The organism is Saccharothrix espanaensis DSM 44229, from assembly GCF_000328705.1.
In the GTDB taxonomy this organism is placed as follows: domain Bacteria; phylum Actinomycetota; class Actinomycetes; order Mycobacteriales; family Pseudonocardiaceae; genus Actinosynnema; species Actinosynnema espanaense.
Genome location: NC_019673.1, coordinates 7363137 through 7378374 on the forward strand (window position 1 = coordinate 7363137; position 15238 = coordinate 7378374).

The window sequence follows — 15238 nt, forward strand, 5'->3', positions numbered from 1 at the left end:
GGACGGCGGCGTGGACATCGTCTTCAAGGGCGCGCTCGTGGTGGACGGCACGGGCGCGCCCGGCTACCGGGCGGACGTGGGCGTGCGGGACGGCCGGATCGCGGCCATCGGCGACGTGGGCGGGGGCCGGCCGGTCGACGCGGACGGGCTGGTGCTCGCGCCCGGCTTCATCGACATGCACTCGCACTCCGACCTCCAGGTGCTCGCCGAGCCCGACCACCTGGCCAAGGTCTCGCAGGGCGTGACCACCGAGGTGCTCGGCCAGGACGGGCTGTCCTACGCGCCCGTGAACGACACCGTGCTGGCCGCCCTGCGCGGTCAACTGGCCGGGTGGAACGACGACCCGCCCGGGTTCGACTGGAACTGGCGGACCGTCGGCGAGTACCTCGACCGGCTGGACCGGGGCATCGCCGTCAACGCCGCCTACCTGGTGCCGCAGGGCACGCTGCGGATGCTGTGCGTCGGCTGGGACGACCGGCCCGCCACCACGGCGGAGATGGACCAGATGCGGGCCCACCTGGCGGACGCGCTGACGCAGGGCGCGATCGGCATGTCGTCGGGCCTGACCTACACGCCCGGCATGTACGCGGGCCTGGACGAACTCGTCGCGCTGTGCCGGGTCGTCGGCGAGTTCGGCGGCTACTACAGCCCCCACCACCGCAGCTACGGCGCGGGCGCGCTGGAGGCGTACGAGGAGATGGTGCGGGTCTCGCGGCTGTCGCACTGCCCGCTGCACCTGGCGCACGCCACGATGAACTTCGAGGTCAACCGGGGCCGCGCGGGCGAGCTGCTGTCGTTGCTGGACAACGCGATCGCGGCCGGCGTGGACATCACCCTCGACACCTACCCGTACCTGCCCGGCGCGACCTACCTGTCCGCGCTGCTGCCGAGCTGGAGCAGCGAGGGCGGACCGGACGCGACCCTGGCGCGACTGTCCGATCCGGACACCCGCGAGCGGATCCGGGCCGAGATCGAGGAGACCGGCTCGGACGGGTGCCACGGCGTGCCGGTCGACTGGGACACCATCGAGATCAACGGCGTGCGCAAGGCCGAGCACGCGCACCTGGTCGGGCACAGCGTGGCCGAGTCGGCGCGGACCGCCGGGCGGGCGCCCGCCGACCTGTACTTCGACGTGCTGATCGCCGAACGCCTCGGCACGTCGTGCCTGATGCACGTCGGCCACGAGGACAACGTGCAGGCGATCATGCGGCACCCGGCGCACACCGGCGGCAGCGACGGCCTGCTGGTCGGCGACCGGCCGCACCCGCGCGCGTGGGGCACGTTCCCGCGCTACCTGGCCCGGTACGTGCGGGAGCTGGGCGTGCTGGGGCTGGAGGAGTGCGTCGCGCACCTCACCGGACGTGCCGCCAAGCGCTTGCGCCTCAGCGACCGGGGCCTGGTCCGCGAGGGCTGGGCGGCCGACCTGGTGCTGTTCGACCCCGCGACCGTGAGCGACACCGCGACGTTCGACAACCCCCGCCAATCCGCTGCGGGCATCCCGTACGTGCTGGTCAACGGGGTTCCCGTGATCGACGACGGCCGGCCGACCGGAGCCCTGGCCGGGCGTTCCCTGCGCAACCCCGGAGGTCGTGCGTGATCGACTGGCTGCAGCACAGCACCGGCGGGCTGCTCACGCTGTCCGGGCTGGCCATCGCGTTGCTCCTGGTGCTGATCATCCGGCTCAAGGTGGAGCCGTTCATCGCGCTGCTGGTGGTCGGCCTGACCGTGGCGCTGGCCGCCGGGCTGCCGGTCGAGCAGATCGTCGGCTCGGCGCAGAAGGCGTCCGGGACGCTGCTGGAGAACGGGTTCGGCGGCATCCTCGGGCACGTCGCGGCGATCATCGGGCTGGGCACCCTGCTCGGGTCGATCCTGGAGGCCTCCGGCGGGGCCGAGGTGCTCACCCGCACGCTGCTGCGGGCGTTCGGGGAGAAGCGCGCGCCGCTCGCGATGGGCCTGGCGGGCCTGGTGTTCGGCGTGCCGGTGTTCTTCGACATCGGCATCTTCGTGCTCGCGCCGCTGGTCTACGCGGCGGCCAAGCGCGGCGGCAAGTCGATCGTGCTCTACGCGCTGCCGCTGCTGGCGGGCCTGTCGGTGATGCACGCGTTCATGCCGCCGCACCCCGGCCCGGTCGCGGCGGCGGGGCTGCTGCACGTGTCGCTGGGCTGGATCATCATCATGGCGCTGGCCGTGGCGATCCCGGCGTGGTTCATCGGCGGCGTGCTGTTCTCGGCGTGGGTCGGCAAGAAGATCGTCGTGCCGGTGCCCGAGGAGATGCTGGCCGCGGCCGAGAAGCTGCGCGGCGACCAGTCCCGGCCCGAGCCGCCGCTGTCGCTGGTCCTGGGGATCATCGCGGTGCCGCTGGTGCTCATCCTGTCCGGCACGTTCGGCAGCATCCTGCTGCCCAAGGGGTCCGCGGCGCTCGGTGTGTTCGCGTTCCTGGGCACGCCCGCCGTGGCGCTGACCATCGCGGTGCTGCTGGCGTTCTGGCTGCTGGGCTACCGGCGCGGCATGACCCGCGAGCAGGTCACCGAGCTGTCGGCGGCGTCGCTGCGGCCGGTGGCGATGATCCTGCTGGTGGTCGGCGCGGGCGGGTTCTTCGGCGCGGTGCTGTCGGCGACCGGCGTGGGCAAGGTGCTCTCGACGTCGCTGGCCGACCTGGGCCTGCCGGTCATCGCGCTGTCCTACGTGATCAGCTGCGCGCTGCGGATCGCGCAGGGCTCGGCGACGGTGGCGATCGTGACCACGACCGGGATCGTCGCGCCGGTCGTCGGCGAGCTCGGCTACTCGCAGCCCCAGCTCGCACTGGTGGTGATGGCGATCGCGGCCGGGTCGATCATCGCCTCGCACGTCAACGACGGCGGGTTCTGGATCGTGTCGCGGTACTTCGGCCTGTCGGTCAAGGAGACCCTCCAGACGTGGACGGTCCTGGAGACCATCCTGTCCGTGGTGGGCTTCGCGGTCGCGGCCCTGCTCAGCCTGGTGGTCTGAACGCCCTTGCCGCCCGTGCCCGCCGGGGTCGTCCCGGCGGGCACGGGCGTTTTTCGAGGGGTATTCAGGTGGTCTAGACGCCGGCCTTCTTGCCGTCCGGCTTGGCGGCGAACCACACGCCGCCCACGCCCTGGCCCTTGGCCTCACCGCACAGCTCGTCCTCGGCGAACAGGTACAGCGGCCACCCGGCGACGGTGACCTGCTGCTGGCCGTCCACCCGGACCACGGTGCCGACCAACGACTTGTCCACGCCCTGCACCTCGAAGTCCTCCGACCCGACCAGCAGCGGCGGCCACTTCACGGCGCACTCGCCGTTGCAGTTGGAGACCGACGGGTTCGTGGCGTCCTTGTCGAAGCGGTACAGGGTCATGCCCTCCTTGTCGGTCAGCACGGTGCCCAGGTTGCCGACCGAGGCCGTGGTCAGCGCGAGACCGGAGGACGCCGGCGCGGCCTTCTTGCCGTCCGGCGCGGCGACGAACCACGTGCCGCCCACGCCCTGGCCCTTGGCCTGGCCCGGCTCGGCGTCCTGCGCGAACCGGTAGACCGGCCAGCCGGCGACCGTGATCTGCTTCGCGCCGTCCTTGCGGTCCACAGTGGACACTAGAGCCGCGTCCACGCCCTGCACCTCCAAGTCGGCGGTCGACGCCAGCACGGGCGGCCACTTCTCGGCGCACTCGCCGTCGCAGTCGGACACCGAAGGGCTCGCCGTGTCCTTGTCGAACCGGTACAGCGTCAGGCCCTTGCCGTCGGTCAGGACCGTACCGAGCTGCGGCACCACGGCGGTCGCCAGCAGGGCCGCGTCACCCGCCACCTTGTCCACCTCGCCCAGTTGCGGGGCGACGACCTCCTGACCGGCGGGCCGCGGCGAGCCCGCCTCGGCTGCCTGGCCGCAGGCACCGAGCAGCGCGAGGGCCGCGGCCCCGAGAACGAGCGCACGAAAGCGGGTCATGGCAAACCTCCTGGGGGTGATCGCTCGCATCCGCTGCGGCAACCGACTTGCCACCAACACGGACGCCGCCCCCGGGCGGTTCACCGCGACGGCGAAGATCTTTCCGCTACTGCCGGCGAGCCGCCCGGAAGCCCGCCAGGTAGGCGCGCAGGCCGCGTTGGCCGTGGCGCATCATCAGCTCGTGGTTGGCCTTGAGCAGCGGGCGGCTGATCAGCGCGAGCCGGCGCAGCAGGGCCTTGCGCACCTCGACCTCCTGCTCGTACACCAGCCGGGTGCCCACGCCGTCCGACCCGACCCGCCAGCTCGCCGTGCCCTCCAGGTCGCCCACCAGGTCGGCGCGCAGCACCCCGGCGTCCGGGTCGTTGGTGTGGTGCCAGGTCTCGAAGACCAGGTCGTAGGGCAGCAGCGACCGGCAGCGCAGCTCGGCGGCCTGGTCCGCGACCTGCCGCGCCGCGCGGACCTCCGGCCACCACAGCGGGTAGCTGGCCAGGTCCGCCAGCACGTCGAAGGTCTCGCCGGGCGGCGAGTCGACCAGCCAGACGCTGCGGAAGCGGTACGAGTTCAACGCCATGGTCGAGATGGTCGTCCAGCGCGAACAGCCGCACCAGTAGGCCATTCGGGCGGTACTCGGATTCCGGGTGGTGTGGCACTCCACCCGGCTTCGGACCCGCTACGGACCGTCACCCGCTCCGACCTCGTGCACGCCGCTCCGGTCTCACGCCTCCCGTTCCGGCACCTCGCCCGCGAGACAGCGGTGCGCCCGCGAGACAGCGGTGCGCCCGCGAGACAGCGGTGCGCCCGCGAGACAGCGGTGCGCCCGCGAGACAGCGGTGCGCCCGCGAGACGGCGGTGCGCCCGGCCGGAGCGGGTCGGGACCCGTCCGGACCGGGCGCACCGGGTGACGTCTGCGGCGGCGGTGGATCAGCCCGCGGCGGCCTCGGCCGTGCCGACGACCTCGCGCAGGAACTGGCCGGTGTAGCTGTCGGCCTCCTCGGCGACCTCCTCCGGCGTGCCCTCGGCGATGACCGTGCCACCGCCCGAACCGCCCTCCGGCCCCATGTCGACCACCCAGTCGGAGGCCTTGATCACGTCCAGGTTGTGCTCGATCACGATCACCGTGTTGCCCTTGTCCACCAGGCCGTTGATCACGCCGAGCAGCTTGCGGATGTCCTCGAAGTGCAGGCCGGTGGTCGGCTCGTCGAGGATGTAGACCGTCTTGCCGGTCGACCGCTTCTGCAGCTCCGAGGCCAGCTTCACGCGCTGCGCCTCGCCGCCGGACAGGGTCGGCGCGGGCTGGCCCAGCCGGACGTAGCCCAGCCCGACGTCCACCAGGGTCCGCAGGTGCCGGTGGATGGCGTTGATCGGCTCGAAGAAGCCGGCGGCCTCCTCGATCGGCATGTCCAGAACTTCGGAGATGGTCTTGCCCTTGTAGTGCACTTCCAGGGTCTCCCGGTTGTACCGGGCGCCCTTGCACACCTCGCACGGGACGTAGACGTCCGGCAGGAAGTTCATCTCGATCTTGATGGTGCCGTCGCCCGCGCACGCCTCGCAGCGCCCGCCCTTGACGTTGAACGAGAACCGGCCCGGCTGGTAGCCGCGCACCTTGGCCTCGGTGGTCGCCGCGAACAGCTTGCGGATGTGGTCGAACACCCCGGTGTAGGTCGCCGGGTTCGAGCGCGGGGTGCGGCCGATCGGCGACTGGTCGACCTGCACCAGCTTGTCGACCTGCTCCAGGCCCTTGATCCGGGTGTGCCGGCCGGGGACCTGGCGCGCGCCGTTGAGCTTGTTCGCCAGGACCGTCGCCAGGATGTCGTTGACCAGCGTCGACTTGCCGGAGCCGGAGACGCCGGTCACCGAGACCAGGCAGCCCAGCGGGAACGACACGTCGATGCCGCGCAGGTTGTGCTCGCGCGCGCCCACCACCGTGAGCTGGCGCTTCTTGTCGACCTTGCGCCGGGTCGCGGGCATCGGGATCTGCTGGCGGCCGGAGAGGTACGCGCCGGTGATCGAGTCCTTGTTCTTGAGCAGCTCCTGGTACGGGCCGCTGTGCACGACCTTGCCGCCGTGCTCGCCCGCGCCGGGGCCGATGTCGACCACCCAGTCCGACGTGCGGATGGTGTCCTCGTCGTGCTCGACCACGATCAGCGTGTTGCCCAGGTCGCGCAGCCTGGTCAGGGTCTCGATCAGCCGGTGGTTGTCGCGCTGGTGCAGGCCGATCGACGGCTCGTCCAGCACGTAGAGCACGCCGACCAGGCCGGAGCCGATCTGGGTGGCCAGCCGGATGCGCTGCGCCTCGCCGCCGGACAGCGTGCCGGACGCGCGGTCCAGCGAGAGGTAGTTCAGGCCCACGTCGAGCAGGAAGTGCAGCCGGGCCTGGATCTCCTTGAGCACCGCGCCCGCGATCATCGACTCGCGCTTGGCGAGCTTGAGGCCGTCGAGGAACTCCGAGCACTCGGCCACCGACATCGCGCACACCTCGGCGATGGACTTGTCGCCCTTGCGCCCGTGGTGCAGCGTGACCGCGAGGATCTCCGGTTTGAGGCGGGTGCCCTGGCAGACCGGGCACGGCACCTCCCGCATGTAGCCCTCGTACTTCTCCCGCATCAGCTCGGACTCGGTCTGCTCCTGCCGCCGTTCGAGGAACGGGATGACGCCCTCGAAGTTCGCGTAGTAGGAGCGCTCGCGGCCGTAGCGGTTCTGGTAGCGGACGTTGACCTGCTCGGGCACGCCGTGCAGCACGGCCTTCTGCGCCTTCGCGGGCAGCTGCCGCCACGGCGTGTCCATCCGGAAGCCGATGGTCAGCGCCAGCGCCTCCAGCAGCCGGCCGAAGTACTCGGCGGTCTGGCCGGACGCCCAGGGCGCGATCGCGCCGTCGCCCAGCGACAGCTCGTCGTCCGGGACGACCAGCTCCGGGTCGACCTCCTTGCGCACGCCGATGCCGGTGCACGTCGGGCACGCGCCGTAGGGCGAGTTGAACGAGAACGAGCGCGGTTCGAGGTCCTCGATGGCCAGCGCGTGGCCGTTCGGGCAGGCCAGGTTCTCGGAGAAGCCGCGCACCCGGGCCGGGTCGTCCTCCGGCAGGTCCACGAACTCCAGCTCGACCAGGCCGTCGGCCAGCCGCAGCGCGGTCTCCACCGAGTCGGTCAGCCGCTGCTTGGAGCTCGCCTTGACGCTGAGCCGGTCGATCACCACCGCGATGTGGTGCTTCTCCTGCTTCTTGAGCTTGGGCACCTCGGCCAGCGCGTGCACGACGCCGTCGACCTTGGCCCGGGAGTAGCCCTGCGACTGGAGGCTGGAGAACAGGTCGACGTACTCGCCCTTGCGGCCCCGGATGACCGGCGCGAGCACCTGGAACTTGGTCCCGGCGCTCATCGCCAGCACCTGGTCGACGATCTGCTGCGGGGTCTGCTTGGAGATGGCCTCGCCGCAGGTCGGGCAGTGCGCCTTGCCCGCGCGGGCGTAGAGCAGGCGGAGGTAGTCGTAGACCTCGGTGATGGTGCCGACCGTGGACCGGGGGTTGCGGCTGGTCGACTTCTGGTCGATGGACACCGCGGGCGACAGGCCCTCGATGAAGTCGACGTCCGGTTTGTCCATCTGACCGAGGAACTGGCGGGCGTACGCCGAGAGCGACTCGACGTAGCGGCGCTGGCCCTCGGCGAAGATCGTGTCGAAGGCCAGGCTGGACTTGCCCGAGCCGGACAGCCCGGTGAACACGATGAGGCTGTCCCTCGGCAGGTCGAGGTCCACCCCCCGCAGGTTGTGCTCGCGCGCGCCGCGAACGACAAGGCGGTCAGCCACAACGGTTCCCTTCGGTATTCGACCATCCCCCGAACAGACGTTCGAAAAGCGTACTGGACCACCTCGGCGGGCCTGTCGGGGAGGGCGGCCACCATGCTAAAGGCGACCACCGACAAAAACGGGCGGGCGGATCCGCGATCGTGCGCCAACGGCTCTACCGGTCGGTAGCGGACGGCCCTACGCTGGAACGATAGGCCATTCGGCCGCAGACGTCGGGGATGAGGTGCTCATGAGCTTCGCTGATGCGACCCGGACCGGGTCCGCCGAGACCAGCGTACCCGCGCCGCGGGAGCGGTCCGCCGCGGTGCAGGACGCCGTCGCGGGACTGGCCGAGGTCGACCGGGCGACCCGGGTGCTCTACCAGCGGGTCGCGGAGCTCGACCTGGCCGCGCTGCGCGGGCCGAGCCTGCTGCCGGGGTGGAGCCGGGGGCACCTGGTGACCCACCTGGCCCGCAACGCCGACGCCCTGGTCAACCTCCTGACCTGGGCGAAGACCGGGGTCGAGCACCCGATGTACCCGAGCCCGGCCGACCGGGACGCCGACATCGCCGAGGGTGCGGCGCGCCTGCCGCAACTGCTGCGGGCCGACCTGGACGCGGCGTGCGAGCGGTTCGCGACGGCGGCCCGCGAGCTGCCGCCGACGGCGTGGGAGGCGGAGGTCGCGCACCCGGTCAACGGGCCGTTCCTGGCGCACCGCGTGCCGTGGCTGCGGTTGCGCGAGGTGTGGTTCCACCTGGTCGACCTCGCCGTGGGCGTGGGCTTCGAGGACCTGCCCGAGCACCTGCTGGAGGGGTTCGTCGACGGCGCGGTCGGGCAGTACGCCGACCGGGCCGACGTGCCGGACGTGCGGCTGGAGGTGACCCTGCCGGACGGCCGTCAGCGCAGCTGGGAGCTGACCGCGGCGACCGGGTCGACCCTGGTCAGCGGGTCGGCGGCGGCCGTGCTGGGGTGGCTGACCGGCCGCCAGGGCGGGGCGGCGCTGAACGGCAGCGCGCCGGCGCTGCCCAGGTGGCTCTGAGCCGAGCGCAGCCGGACCGCGAGCACCAGGCGCACCAGGAACGGGCGGGAACTCGCGGTCAGCGCGCGGTGGGCGGGCCGTTCGACGAACGCCGTCAGCAGCCAGCCCAGCGCGACCGCGACCCCGAGGAAGGCGAGCAGCTCCACCCACGGGCCGTACCCGGCGACGGCGGCCATCACCACGTAGCCGATCTCCTGGTGGACCAGGTAGACGCCGTAGGAGATGCCGGCCAGCCACTTGATCGGGCGGCGCAGCAGGCGCACCGGCCGGACGTCCCAGTCGGGCCCCTTCGCGCAGGCGGCGATGGCGAGCAGCATCACACCGAGCGCGAGCGTGGACTCCGGGTCGGCGCTGTGGATCGCCTGGGCGGCCAGCGCGGCGGTCAGCAGCGCCCCGAGGTGCCCGGTGTTGAGCCGGTCCTTGGACCACAGCCAGATGCCGACGCCGGCGGCGAACAGCTGCGCGCGGTGGATGCCCAGCCCGTCGTAGAAGGTGCGGACCAGGCCGGGGTCCTCGGTCCACACCCGGAGCACCAGCGGCCCGACGACCAGCGCCCAGAGCAGGACCCGCAGCGGGTTGCCGCGAACCCGCGACACCAGCACCGCGCCCGCGACGAACCCGGTCACCTGCACGGGCAGGGTCCAGTAGGAGAAGTCGACCAGTCGGGCGTCGGGGAACCAGTTCTGCAACATGAAGACGTTGATGACCAGGTCACGCGGTTCGAGTTCGCTCCAGCCCTCGGGGGCGAGCCGGGTCAGCACGAAGTAGGTCAGCGCGGCCGCCGCGGCGTAGGGCGGGAGCAGGCGCGCGAGCCGGTTGCGCAGGAACCGGCCGGGTTCGCCCTTGGCCAGGGAGGCGCAGGCGAAGAACGCGGAGACGACGACGAGCGTGCTCGCCCCCATCTCCAGCGAGACGGTGAACACAGGCGGGCCGAGTTCCTGGTGGACGGACGGCCCCGCGTGGGTGGCGTGCTGCAGGAGCACGGCCGCCACCGCGAGGACGCGCAGGGCGTCCCAGTTGATCCGGCGAGGTGATGGCACGAGAGCGTGATACCCAGTTCAGAGCGTATTCAAGTGAGGTCGTCTGGCAGCGCTTGATCGTTACCAACCTTATTGGACGAACCTGTGGGCCCCCTGAAGGGTGCCCGTTCGGCTACCGTCGGCGGTCGTGGACGTACTTGAGGACTACACGGGCCACGTCGAGCCCAACGGCCCGGCCACCCGCCGCACGCTGGAAGAACTGACCATCACGAAGATCTCGGTGGGCGAGATGGACAACAACGCCTACCTGCTCGTGTGCCGGTCGACGAACGAGGCCCTGCTGATCGACGCGGCCGCCGACCCGACCCGCCTGTCCGACCTGGTCGGCCACAGCGTGGAACGCCCCCGCCTGAAAACGGTGGTCACCACCCACCGCCACGCGGACCACTGGGGAGCACTGGGAGCGGTGGCGGGAGCGAACGGCTCGAACACCGTCGCACACCCGCTGGACGCCGAAGTCCTCCCGATCCCCCCGGACCAGTTCGCGGAACACGGCGACACGGTGGAAGTGGGCAAGGTCGCCCTGAAGGTGATCCACCTGCGCGGCCACACACCGGGCTCCATCGCCCTCCTGTACCGCGAACCGGCCGGCCGAGCCCACCTGTTCACCGGCGACTCACTGTTCCCGGGAGGTGTGGGGCGGACCACGTCACCGGAGGACTTCAAGTCGTTGATCGACGACGTGTCGACCCGGATCTTCGACGAACTGCCCGACGACACCTGGTTCTACCCCGGCCACGGGGACGACTCCACGCTGGGCAAGGAACGCCCTCACCTGGACGAGTGGCGCGCACGCGGCTGGTGAACCCGGAGCGGGGCCTGCCCGGCCCCGCTTCTCACACCTCGATGACCTCGACCATGCCATCGAGCCCGGTGAAGTCCTTCGCGTTGCGCGTGTAGAGCGGCAGTCCGCGCACAGAAGCGATGGCGGCGATCATCAGGTCCAGGCGACGGGGCTTGGGGTCGCGGTTCGCGCCCGGTACCAGCGCCACCAGCGTGCCGAAGCGGGCGGCGGCCTGGCCGTCGAACGGCAACGGCTCGAACTCCACCAGCGCCGCGCCCAACTTCTCGGTCCGAGCGGCCCGGGTGGCAGCGTCCTTCGCCATCGCCACGCCCTGGTGCAGTTCGGCCATGGTGATCGCGGTCAGCTCGGGAATCTCCGGCAGCACCGCCGGGTCGAGCCGTCCCAGGTCGATGTAGGTGCAGGTGTCCAGCACCCCCGACTCGCGCCGCTCAGCCACGACTCCGCTCCCACGGGTCGTCCCCACCGATCCGGTCTTCGCTCCCGAAGAGGTCGTCGGCTTCACGCCTCAGGCGGTCGTGATCGACCTGCGGCAGGCCCCGGTGCCGCTCCACCAGTTCCCGAGCCGTCCAGCGCCGCCGACGGGCCAGGGGACGGACCTCGGCGATCTCCACACCGTTGCGGGTGACGTGGTAAGTCTCCCCCGCCTCGACCGCATCCATGACCGCGGCGGAGTTGTTGCGGAACTCCCGTTGACTGATGACCTTCACCGACCGATTGTAGCGCCACGTAGCACACCGAGCTACAAGCGTTGGACCTGGTCACCGCTCGCGTGGTTCACACTTCCCGGGGGTGTGGGACGGACCCGCTTCACCGGAGGACTTGAAGTCGTTGATCGACGACGTGTCGGCCCGGATCTTCGACGAACTGCCCGACGACACCTGGTTCTACCCCGGCCACGGCGACGACTCCACGCCCGGAGCGCCCTCACCTGGACGAGTGACGCTCGCGCAGCTGGTGAACCGAAGTCCTTCGCGTTGCGCGGGTATAGCGCAGTCCGCGTGCGGAGGCGATCGCGGCGGTCATCAGGTCCAGGCGGTGCCGCTTCGCGCCCAGGGTGAGGGCTATCAGCGTGCCGAAGCGGGTGGCGGCCTGGCCGTCGAACGGGAACGGCTCGAACTCCACGAGCGCCGCGTCCAACTTGTCGGTGCGCGCGGCTCGTGCTGCGGCGACGACCAGGCACGGGGACGGTGCCGATCGTCTGGATGTGATCAACGGAAGACCGTGGTGAACCCCTCGGTCCACGTGTCCTGATCGACCACGTACCGCTCGACCATGAAGCAATTCGGCTCGTCGGCGAAGCCGGGCGTCGTCCTCGCGCGCTCGATCCGCTCGTGCGCGCGGTTCTCCGTCGAGTACACGCCCAGCAACTTCACGTCGTCGCCCTCCTCCTCGTCCCAGGACAGCGCGCCGCCCACGTCAACGTGCTCGATCGAGCCGTCGAGGTTGCGGGCATGTCGCACGTGCCACAGCAGGAAGACCTCCACCCACACGACCCTACGAGCCCGCGCCACGCCCCGGGCGTCCACGCGAACTTCCGGCGGGAGCGCTGCGGCGTCACGCCGTGTACTGGTACGCGGGGTAGGTCAGGTAGCCCTCGTCACCTCCCTGGTAGTAGGTGCTCTCGTCCACGGGCGTGATCGGCAGGGCGTTGCGCAGGCGCTCGACCAGGTCGGGGTTGGCGATGAAGGCCCGGCCGAAGCTGATCAGGTCGGCACCCAGCCCGAGCCAGCGGTCGGCCTCGGCGCGCCCGGTCTGCTTCGGGCCCAGTGGCAGCACCGGGTTCATGATGAGGGTGCCCGGCCAGGCGCGGCGGAGGTCGAGCAGCACGTCGTCGCCGACCGTGGCCTCGAGGTGGACGTAGGCCACCTCCAAGCGGGCCAGTTCGTCCAGCAGCGCGGCGTAGAGCTGGGGGACGTCCGCCTCCTCCACGCCCCAGAACGTCGCGCCCGGCGAGAGGCGGATGCCGGTCCTGGCCGCGCCGACGGCCTCGACGGTGGCGGACGTCGCTTCGACCGCGAACCGGATCCGGTTGGGCACCGAGCCGCCGTAGCGGTCCGTGCGCAAGTTGGCGTTCGAGGAGAGGAACTGCGAGATCAAGTAGCCGTTCGCACCGTGCAGCTCCACACCGTCGAACCCTGCGTCGACGGCGCGGCGCGCGGCTGTGGCGTACGACTGGGCGTGGCCGGGCACTTCGGCGGTGTCGAGGGGGCGCGGTGTCGGCGCGGGCTGGGGTCCGGTCGGGGTGAACACATCGCCGACAGCGGGCACCGCCGAGGGCCCGACCGGGCGCATACCGGTGGTGTCGGGGTGCGACACCCGCCCGCCGTGCATGATCTGGGCGAAGACGCGCCCTCCGTTGGCGTGCACGGCCGAGGTCACGGGGCGCCACGCGGCAACGTGTTCATCGGTGTACAGGCCCGGCGTGCCCGGGTTGGACTGCCCGACCGCACTCGGCTGGACCCCTTCGGTCACGATCAGCCCGGCGGTCGCCCGCTGGGCGTAGTACGTCGCCATCGACGGCGTCGCCGTCCCGCCGGCCCCGGCCCGGACCCGGGTCATCGGGGCCATCACGACCCGGTTGGGCAACGTCAGGCCCCTGAGCTGGTAGCTGTCGAACAGAGTCGTCACGGCGAAGCTCCTTCACGGTCCGCGGCACCTGGTCCGCCGGTGCCACGGCTACGCTAAAACCTCACATCCATGTCAGAGGCAAACGCTTGTGCCTCGGATCACCACGGAGGACGACGTGCGCATCGGGGACTTGTCCGCCCGAACCGGGGTCAGCGTCCGATCCCTCCGCTACTACGAAGAACAGCGCCTGCTCACCAGCACCCGCAGCGCCGGCGGCCAACGGCACTACACCGCCGCCGACGTCGAACGGGTGGGTTTCATCCAGCGGATGTACACCGCCGGGCTGTCCAGCCGCACCGTCGCCGAACTGCTGCCCTGCGTCGATTCGCCCAGCGAGGAGAACTCGGACGCCGCCCTGGAACGAATGGCGCAGGAACGCGACCGACTCTCCGCCCACATCGCCGACCTCATCCGAACCCGGGACGCACTCGACCGCCTCATGGCCACGAACCGGGCGCACCGCGAAAGCCTCAGCGCCGAAGTCGCCCAATGACCAAGGCTGGCCACGTCGTTGGGACCGGCTACCAGTGTCATGGGCGGCATCGACCCGCTGCGGCAGGTGGCGTAGGCGGTCGCGGTGGTGGGAGGTGGGGAAAATCCGGCGGACGTGGGATCGGTCGGTGTCGTAGCGTGCGCGCGATGATCACTTACGAGTGGCGGGGGCGGTTCGAGAACGTCGAGGTGAACGTCCTGCACGCCGAGGGGTTCGACCACCCGGTTCTCGACCGGGACGACTGGTGGGCCCAGGTGAACCGGCACAGTCTCGGCTGGGTGTGCGCACGGCAGGACGATGAGCTCGTCGGGTTCGTGAACGTCGCGTGGGACGGCGCGTGTCACGCGTTCGTGCTCGACACCCTGGTCACCAGCGCGGTCCGACGCCGAGGGGTGGGGCGGCAGTTGATCGTCCACGCCACGGAGCACGCCCGCGCCGCCGGGTGCGAGTGGCTGCACGTCGACTTCGACCCGCACCTCCGGCCGTTCTACTTCGACAGCTGTGGTTTCCGCCCTACCGACGCCGGCCTGATCGCCCTGCGCTAGAGCCGGGCACGCCACCGTGTCACGGGCGCGGTGTTGCGTCGGGGGTCGAACGGGTGACGGCGTCCAGCACGTCCAGGTAGCCCTCGCCGGCGCGCCACAGGGTGTCCGCGACGGGTTCCAGTTTGCCGGGCTGCCAGCGCTTGTCCTCGTAGGCGCGGGTCCGCTCGCGCAGTGCGCGCAGGCTTGACGCCAGCTCGTCGGCCAGGCGGGCGCGCAGGTCGTCGGCGCTCGGCGCGGCTGTGCGGACCTGGTCGCCGCGTCCCTCCGCCAACGCCGACAGGACGTCCTCGGCGAGCCCTTCCTCCACGTCCCACACCAGGGCCGGCCGGTCGATCCGGTGGTTCCAGACCGGAACGCGGGTCGAGCGCCACAGGGCCGTGATCGGGCTCCTGGACAGGCGGGTCGCGTTGCTCCAGTGCTCCGCGCCGATCGGCTCGCTCAGCCACGGGACGTCGTCCGCCGGCAGGTCGACCGCCAACGCGACGGTCACCCGGTCGATGTCGCGGGCCCGGTCGAGGATGTCGCCGACCGCCCACAGCGCGACGACCCGCAGCCGGTGGATCGGGTTCGGCCGGTCCTCCAGTTCCGCGCACTTCTCCGCCAGGTCCCGCAGGTGGTGCACCGCACGTGTCCACTTCACCGGGCCATCCTGGTCCAAGCCCGGTCGTGCTTCGCCGGCCGGGTCACCGCCGTGAGCAGCAGCGCGGCGGTCGCCGTGCGCAGGAACGTTCCGCGCCGCGCGCAGGCCCACCGGGCGGATGCGGGCGGTGCTCACCGCGAGCACGGCCGGCAGCACGGCGAGCACGGCGACGTCCGCGACGCCGCCTGTGCGGGAGACGTCGGGCTCACGTCGGGGCGGCGGTCGGATAGGCTCGGGGCGTGCCCGCCTCGGACAGGGTGGCCGCCCTCGCGGCGGCGTGAAACCCGGCTTGTAGCGCATCGCGCCGTCGCACCGCGAGTCCTCGCCGGTGTGG

At 71.4% G+C, this 15238-nt stretch carries 15 protein-coding genes and 2 pseudogenes; 7 read left to right on the forward strand and 10 right to left on the reverse strand.

Annotated elements, in window-relative coordinates; all coding sequences use genetic code 11:
• The first annotated feature begins 10 nt into the window (after window positions 1–10).
• On the forward strand, window positions 11–1597 hold the full coding sequence (locus tag BN6_RS31915; protein ID WP_015103972.1) for an N-acyl-D-amino-acid deacylase family protein: 1587 nt from the start codon (window positions 11–13) through the stop codon (window positions 1595–1597).
• The gene (locus tag BN6_RS31920) at window positions 1594–2988 is read left to right on the forward strand and encodes a GntP family permease (protein ID WP_015103973.1); all 1395 of its coding nucleotides are present in this window, start codon (window positions 1594–1596) and stop codon (window positions 2986–2988) included. Before BN6_RS31915 ends, BN6_RS31920 begins: the two co-directional genes overlap by 4 nt.
• Window positions 2989–3061: 73 nt before the next feature.
• Here the strand turns inward: BN6_RS31920 and BN6_RS31925 are convergent, their stop codons facing one another.
• The 3 genes from BN6_RS31925 to uvrA all read right to left on the reverse strand — a co-directional run bounded on the left by BN6_RS31925 (window position 3062) and on the right by uvrA (window position 7735).
• Window positions 3062–3937: a lipoprotein gene (locus BN6_RS31925; protein WP_015103974.1), complete on the reverse strand. Its 876-nt coding sequence runs from the start codon at window positions 3935–3937 to the stop codon at window positions 3062–3064.
• 106 nt (window positions 3938–4043) lie between these two features.
• Window positions 4044–4508, reverse strand: coding sequence for an SRPBCC family protein (locus BN6_RS31930; protein WP_041318796.1), 465 nt, complete (start codon window positions 4506–4508; stop codon window positions 4044–4046).
• Between the two features lie 350 nt (window positions 4509–4858).
• Window positions 4859–7735 carry an excinuclease ABC subunit UvrA gene (gene uvrA / locus BN6_RS31935; RefSeq protein ID WP_015103976.1) on the reverse strand — a complete coding sequence of 959 codons (2877 nt, stop codon included), beginning with the start codon at window positions 7733–7735 and terminating at the stop codon, window positions 4859–4861.
• A gap of 229 nt (window positions 7736–7964) precedes the next feature.
• On the opposite strand from uvrA, the gene BN6_RS31940 reads away from it, so the two are divergent.
• Window positions 7965–8753, forward strand: coding sequence for a maleylpyruvate isomerase family mycothiol-dependent enzyme (locus BN6_RS31940; RefSeq protein ID WP_015103977.1), 789 nt, complete (start codon window positions 7965–7967; stop codon window positions 8751–8753).
• Between the two features lie 104 nt (window positions 8754–8857).
• Here the strand turns inward: BN6_RS31940 and BN6_RS49255 are convergent.
• Window positions 8858–9793, reverse strand: a pseudogene (locus BN6_RS49255) (acyltransferase family protein); the annotation flags it as partial.
• Between the two features lie 127 nt (window positions 9794–9920).
• Here BN6_RS49255 and BN6_RS31950 point away from each other — a divergent pair.
• A complete protein-coding gene (locus BN6_RS31950; protein ID WP_041314785.1) occupies window positions 9921–10598 on the forward strand; it encodes an MBL fold metallo-hydrolase in 678 nt (225 codons plus the stop codon).
• Window positions 10599–10629: 31 nt separating this feature from the next.
• On the opposite strand, the gene BN6_RS31955 is transcribed toward BN6_RS31950, so the two are convergent.
• On the reverse strand, window positions 10630–11034 hold the full coding sequence (locus tag BN6_RS31955; RefSeq protein WP_015103980.1) for a type II toxin-antitoxin system VapC family toxin: 405 nt from the start codon (window positions 11032–11034) through the stop codon (window positions 10630–10632).
• The gene (locus BN6_RS31960) at window positions 11027–11305 is read right to left on the reverse strand and encodes a type II toxin-antitoxin system Phd/YefM family antitoxin (protein WP_015103981.1); all 279 of its coding nucleotides are present in this window, start codon (window positions 11303–11305) and stop codon (window positions 11027–11029) included. The genes BN6_RS31955 and BN6_RS31960 overlap by 8 nt, the downstream gene beginning before the upstream one ends.
• Window positions 11306–11380: 75 nt before the next feature.
• Here BN6_RS31960 and BN6_RS49260 point away from each other — a divergent pair.
• Window positions 11381–11528 (forward strand): annotated as a pseudogene (locus BN6_RS49260) (MBL fold metallo-hydrolase); the annotation flags it as partial.
• On the opposite strand, the gene BN6_RS45120 reads toward BN6_RS49260, so the two are convergent.
• The 3 genes from BN6_RS45120 to BN6_RS31975 all read right to left on the reverse strand — a co-directional run bounded on the left by BN6_RS45120 (window position 11523) and on the right by BN6_RS31975 (window position 13226).
• Window positions 11523–11720: a PIN domain-containing protein gene (locus BN6_RS45120; RefSeq protein WP_197540213.1), complete on the reverse strand. Its 198-nt coding sequence runs from the start codon at window positions 11718–11720 to the stop codon at window positions 11523–11525. The pseudogene BN6_RS49260 and the gene BN6_RS45120 sit on opposite strands and share 6 nt — an antisense overlap.
• 86 nt (window positions 11721–11806) lie before the next feature.
• Window positions 11807–12082, reverse strand: a complete 276-nt coding sequence (locus tag BN6_RS31970) for a DUF7336 domain-containing protein (RefSeq protein WP_015103983.1) — start codon at window positions 12080–12082, stop codon at window positions 11807–11809.
• 70 nt (window positions 12083–12152) lie between these two features.
• Window positions 12153–13226: an alkene reductase gene (locus tag BN6_RS31975; protein WP_015103984.1), complete on the reverse strand. Its 1074-nt coding sequence runs from the start codon at window positions 13224–13226 to the stop codon at window positions 12153–12155.
• A gap of 115 nt (window positions 13227–13341) precedes the next feature.
• Between BN6_RS31975 and BN6_RS31980 the strand changes: the two genes are divergently transcribed.
• Both BN6_RS31980 and BN6_RS31985 read left to right on the forward strand, forming a co-directional pair.
• On the forward strand, window positions 13342–13719 hold the full coding sequence (locus tag BN6_RS31980; protein WP_041318802.1) for a MerR family transcriptional regulator: 378 nt from the start codon (window positions 13342–13344) through the stop codon (window positions 13717–13719).
• Between the two features lie 146 nt (window positions 13720–13865).
• Window positions 13866–14264, forward strand: a complete 399-nt coding sequence (locus BN6_RS31985) for a GNAT family N-acetyltransferase (RefSeq protein ID WP_015103986.1) — start codon at window positions 13866–13868, stop codon at window positions 14262–14264.
• A 19-nt stretch (window positions 14265–14283) separates the two neighbouring features.
• Here the strand turns inward: BN6_RS31985 and BN6_RS31990 are convergent, their stop codons facing one another.
• Window positions 14284–15069 carry a DUF7711 family protein gene (locus BN6_RS31990; RefSeq protein WP_041314790.1) on the reverse strand — a complete coding sequence of 262 codons (786 nt, stop codon included), beginning with the start codon at window positions 15067–15069 and terminating at the stop codon, window positions 14284–14286.
• Window positions 15070–15238: the final 169 nt, after the last annotated feature.